Source organism: Pseudothioclava nitratireducens (assembly GCF_029210495.1).
Taxonomy (GTDB): Bacteria; Pseudomonadota; Alphaproteobacteria; order Rhodobacterales; family Rhodobacteraceae; genus Pseudothioclava; species Pseudothioclava nitratireducens.
Map to the genome: position 1 here is coordinate 1 of NZ_JARGDK010000026.1, position 3,724 is coordinate 3,724.

The 3,724-nt window shown below is 63.9% G+C and carries 3 protein-coding genes; all 3 read right to left on the reverse strand.

Annotation, left to right across the window (positions count from 1 at the left end):
• Positions 1-20 precede the first annotated feature (20 nt).
• The 3 genes from P0X85_RS14945 to P0X85_RS14955 are packed head-to-tail and all read right to left on the reverse strand — an operon-like array spanning position 21 to position 3,642.
• The gene (locus tag P0X85_RS14945) at positions 21-1,526 is read right to left on the reverse strand and encodes a phage portal protein (protein ID WP_254449903.1); all 1,506 of its coding nucleotides are present in this window, start codon (positions 1,524-1,526) and stop codon (positions 21-23) included.
• 5 nt (positions 1,527-1,531) lie between these two features.
• Positions 1,532-1,747 carry a phage head-tail joining protein gene (locus P0X85_RS14950; protein WP_217361219.1) on the reverse strand — a complete coding sequence of 72 codons (216 nt, stop codon included), beginning with the start codon at positions 1,745-1,747 and terminating at the stop codon, positions 1,532-1,534.
• An 8-nt stretch (positions 1,748-1,755) separates the two neighbouring features.
• On the reverse strand, positions 1,756-3,642 hold the full coding sequence (locus P0X85_RS14955) for a phage terminase large subunit family protein (protein WP_275815134.1): 1,887 nt from the start codon (positions 3,640-3,642) through the stop codon (positions 1,756-1,758).
• Positions 3,643-3,724 lie beyond the last annotated feature (82 nt).

Consider the following 3,724-nt stretch of genomic DNA (forward strand, 5'->3'; position numbering starts at 1 on the left):
TGTACCAGGATTTCATGGGGTTACTCCTGCTGCGGTGTCGTGGACGACCCGCTGCCGTCCTCGTTGGGGGTATCTGGGTCAGGGATCCCAGTTGGTGTGGCGCGCGCGCCCTGCGTTTCGCCGGGGCTCGCGCGATAGGTCAGGCCAAGATCGGCGGCGCGTTTCGCGTCAGAGGCATTCTCGCGGTCGACCTCTTCGATGTCATAGCCCGTGGCCTCAACGACCTTGCGCCGAGACGTCAGCCCAGCCTCCATCGCAAGTACCTGCGCTTGGATGTCTTTGAGCGGATCGACCCAGTCCCACCGCGGCGGTATCCATTGCACCGGGCGGGAGATGACGGGATCTGCCTCCAGAGCGCCGGACAGTACGGCCGTTTCCAGCCAGCGCCGCCAGATGGGGCGGCAGAGCTGATGTGCCATGACACCGTGCTGCAACTGGCCGATGCGGCGCCGGAACTCGACCAGTTCGGCGCGGAGGCTGGAATAGTTCGCCTGGCGCACATCCCCGGTGACCAGATGATACGGCAGCCCAAGCGAGGCGGAGACCGCTAGCAGCGTGCGGTATTGGAAGGCCTCGTAGCCACCACCGACATCGGCGGGGCTTGAGAACTTCACATCCTCCCCCGGCAGCAGCACTTGCATGGTGCCAGGCTCGAGGCTGGCGATCGCGGCACCATCAAGGTCTGCCTCCCCCTCTCCCATCATCGGGTCTTCGGGCGCGGTCTTGGTGATGAAGCCCGCGAACATCGCCGCGGTCTTTTTGCGGTCGAGTTCCGCATCGTCGTACTGATCGAGCAGGAACAGCCGCACCATGGCAGGCGCCACATGCGGCAGGCCTCGGATCTGGCCCGCATCAATGGGGCGATAGATGTGCAGCACCTCCTCGGCAGGCACGCGGACGGTGTCTGGCACCGCGACGCGCTGATCCGTGCTGTCGCCCGGATGGCGGCGGCGGAAGTGATAAGCCACCCGCCGCCCGATCAGGTCGAATTCGATCCCGCAGCGGATGCGGTTGCCGTTCGGGTCCGTCTCGGTTTTCTCAAAGGGCAACATCTCCGATTGCAAAAGCTGCAACTGCAGAGGCACCAGAAGCCCGTCCTCACCACGACGCGGGCGCAAGCGCACGAAACACTCGCCCGCGACAAACATCTCCCGCGCGACCATGGCCTGCAGACCGTAGAAATCGGTAAGACCATCGGCGTCCGCTTCATCGGTCCATGCAAGCCAGAGCTTCTGGACCTGATCGCGTAGCGCCGTATCGGTGATGAGCGAGGACGGTTTGATCCCATCACCCACAAGGTTCGCCGCAAAGGCCTCGCAGGCATTGGCGGCATAGCCATTCGTCACCACCAACTCGCGCGAGCGGGCCAGCAGCCGTGGGCCACCCGAGGCGACCAGCGCGTTGATGTTTTCCAAGGGCGGGTTCCAGCCCCGCAGACGCCGCTTGGCCATCGCCCCTTCGAGACGCGCACGCATGGCTTCAGGGCCACCCGGCTTGGGGCGGCGGAACATGTCGAACAATGCCATTTTGGTCAGAGGCCCTTGGTCGCCATCACGCGCACGTGGCGCACCATGCGGCGGCCCTCGGCTGCGGCGATTTCGCGGTCCAGGGCCTCAATGGCCCGGTCGATCTCGGCGACGCTGCGATAGTCCACCGTTTTGCCGTCGTAGCTGACGCGGGCCACCCCAGAGGAGCGTTGCGACATCAGCGCCTCCCGGCGAAGTTTCAGTGTCGCCAAATCCGCCATGCCCAAACTCATCCCATGTATGTTGACCGCGCAACGCGGCGCACCTGTGCCTTGCGTACAGATTGCGGGCCTGTGGCAGAGGCCGTGCCCCTGCCATCCGCGACCGCAAACTGCGCCGCGAGTTCTTCCCACCTCGCGTCTGACCAGCGGTCTGCGCCGAGAATCCAAGCGGCCGCGCGAGCATAGACACGGCAGTCGAGTGCCTCGTTGCGTTCCCTCAGCTTTTGCCATTCGAGTTTCGCGAAGCCGCGCTTGTTCTTGACCGTGACCAGTTGCTCGGCCGTCAGCTGCTTTAGCCATTCAGCATCGACCCAACCCGGCAGATGGAGGAAGCCGGGAGGAAACCGCTCCCCATCCGCCGGACTGGTGATTTCCGGCGGATCAAGCCGCAGGAAACGATAGGTCTCGGCCTTGAAGGTCGAGGTGGCGATGGTCCAAAGCCGGGCGCCGCGGCGCAGGCGTTTGCCGCCTATGGTGGCGTCGACATAGGTCGGCCCCGTTACAGGGCTTGCCCGATTGAAGCCCTCAAGGCCCTTGATCGGGGCCACCTGTCCGAACCCCATCTGTCGCGCCCAAGCGTAGACAGCCGCCGTCTCATAGCCCGTATCAATGGCGAGCTTTGTCAGCGTCATCACCGCGCCGCTGTCATGAAGCCAACTCCGCCCCAAGAGGTCGCTGAGTTTTTGCCAGCACGCCTGATCGCCCGGACCGCCTTCGATGACGATGTGATCAATGAGCCAGCTTTGCAGGCCCTTGCCCCAAGCCCAGACATCAACCTCGATCCGGTCTTTCTGCACATCAGCCCCGGCAGTCAGGAACAACCCGCCCGACGGCACCGTGCCCGAGCGCCAATCTTCCTTCAGCCCCTGCAGCCGCTGCCAGTCTGGGGCCTCGCCGCTTTCCATCCAGGTTTCACCAAGCGAGGTGTTGACGAAGGTCTTCATCGTCTCGTCCCCGCCGGCGCGCGCCGAGAGGAACGCCTTGGCCATGGCCTCGAGCCGCACCCAGGGCGAATAGATCTCGTTCAGATGAAAGCCCGCAGTTCCGTTGAACGGCGCGTCCGCGATCCAGCGGCCCTTCGAGATTGCAGACCAGCGGGTCTCATCCTTCCAGGGCGCGTCGCACTCGGCGCAGTGGTAGAGCGCGGTTTCTGGACGATAACCGCCCTTCTCATCCTTGTCCCATTTGACCTGCCCCCAGGTCAGAATTTGTTCATGCCCACATTTGGGGCACGGCACCCAGAACCGGCGCTGGTCGCTTTCCTCGAATGCCGCCTCGATCCGGCTCGCGCCCTTGTTTGTCGGCGTCGAGACCAGCACGATCTTGCGGTTCCAGAACGTCACCGTCCGCTTCTTCGCGAGGTTGACCGGGTCGCCCTCGGCACCAGCGCTGAAAGGATAGCGGTCGACCTCATCGCAGAGCAGCAATCGGATCGGTCGGCTCGCCAGCCCCGAGGGTGCGTTGGCACCCACAATGGTCAAATGCCCGCCCGGGAACCGCTTGTGCAGGATCTTGTTGTTGCCGTCTCGCGAACGCGGATCGGCGATCTTGCCCTGCAGGCAGGGGGTGTCGCGCGCCATCGGCGAGAAGCGGTCCTTTGACCAGGTTTCGGCATCACGCTCGGTCGGCATCACCACCATGATCGGGGCGGGATCCTGATCGATGTGATAGCCCACCGTACATAACTGCAACTCGGTTTTTCCGCACTGAGCCGATGACATGATCACGACAGTTTCAGTCGCTGCATCCGAGATCGCATCCATGATCCCACGCTGGTATTCGGCGCGGCTCGTACGCCACTGTCCCGGCTCGGCGCTGGCCTCAGAGCTCAGCCGTCGGTTCTGATCGGCCCAATCGCTGATCGTCAGATCCGGCGGCGGCTTCAGAACTGCCAGTGCCTTCGGTAGCGTCCACGGACGTGGTGTAAATTCAGCGCCGTCTTCGGTGTAATCTCAGGTGGCCATCGAGGTGTATGGT

Excerpts from the sequence above, each read along its gene's own strand:
- P0X85_RS14945 (WP_254449903.1), bottom strand. The coding sequence starts at position 1,526 with ATGGCATTGTTCGACATGTTCCGCCGCCCCAAGCCGGGTGGCCCTGAA.
- P0X85_RS14950 (WP_217361219.1), bottom strand. The coding sequence starts at position 1,747 with ATGGCGGATTTGGCGACACTGAAACTTCGCCGGGAGGCGCTGATGTCG.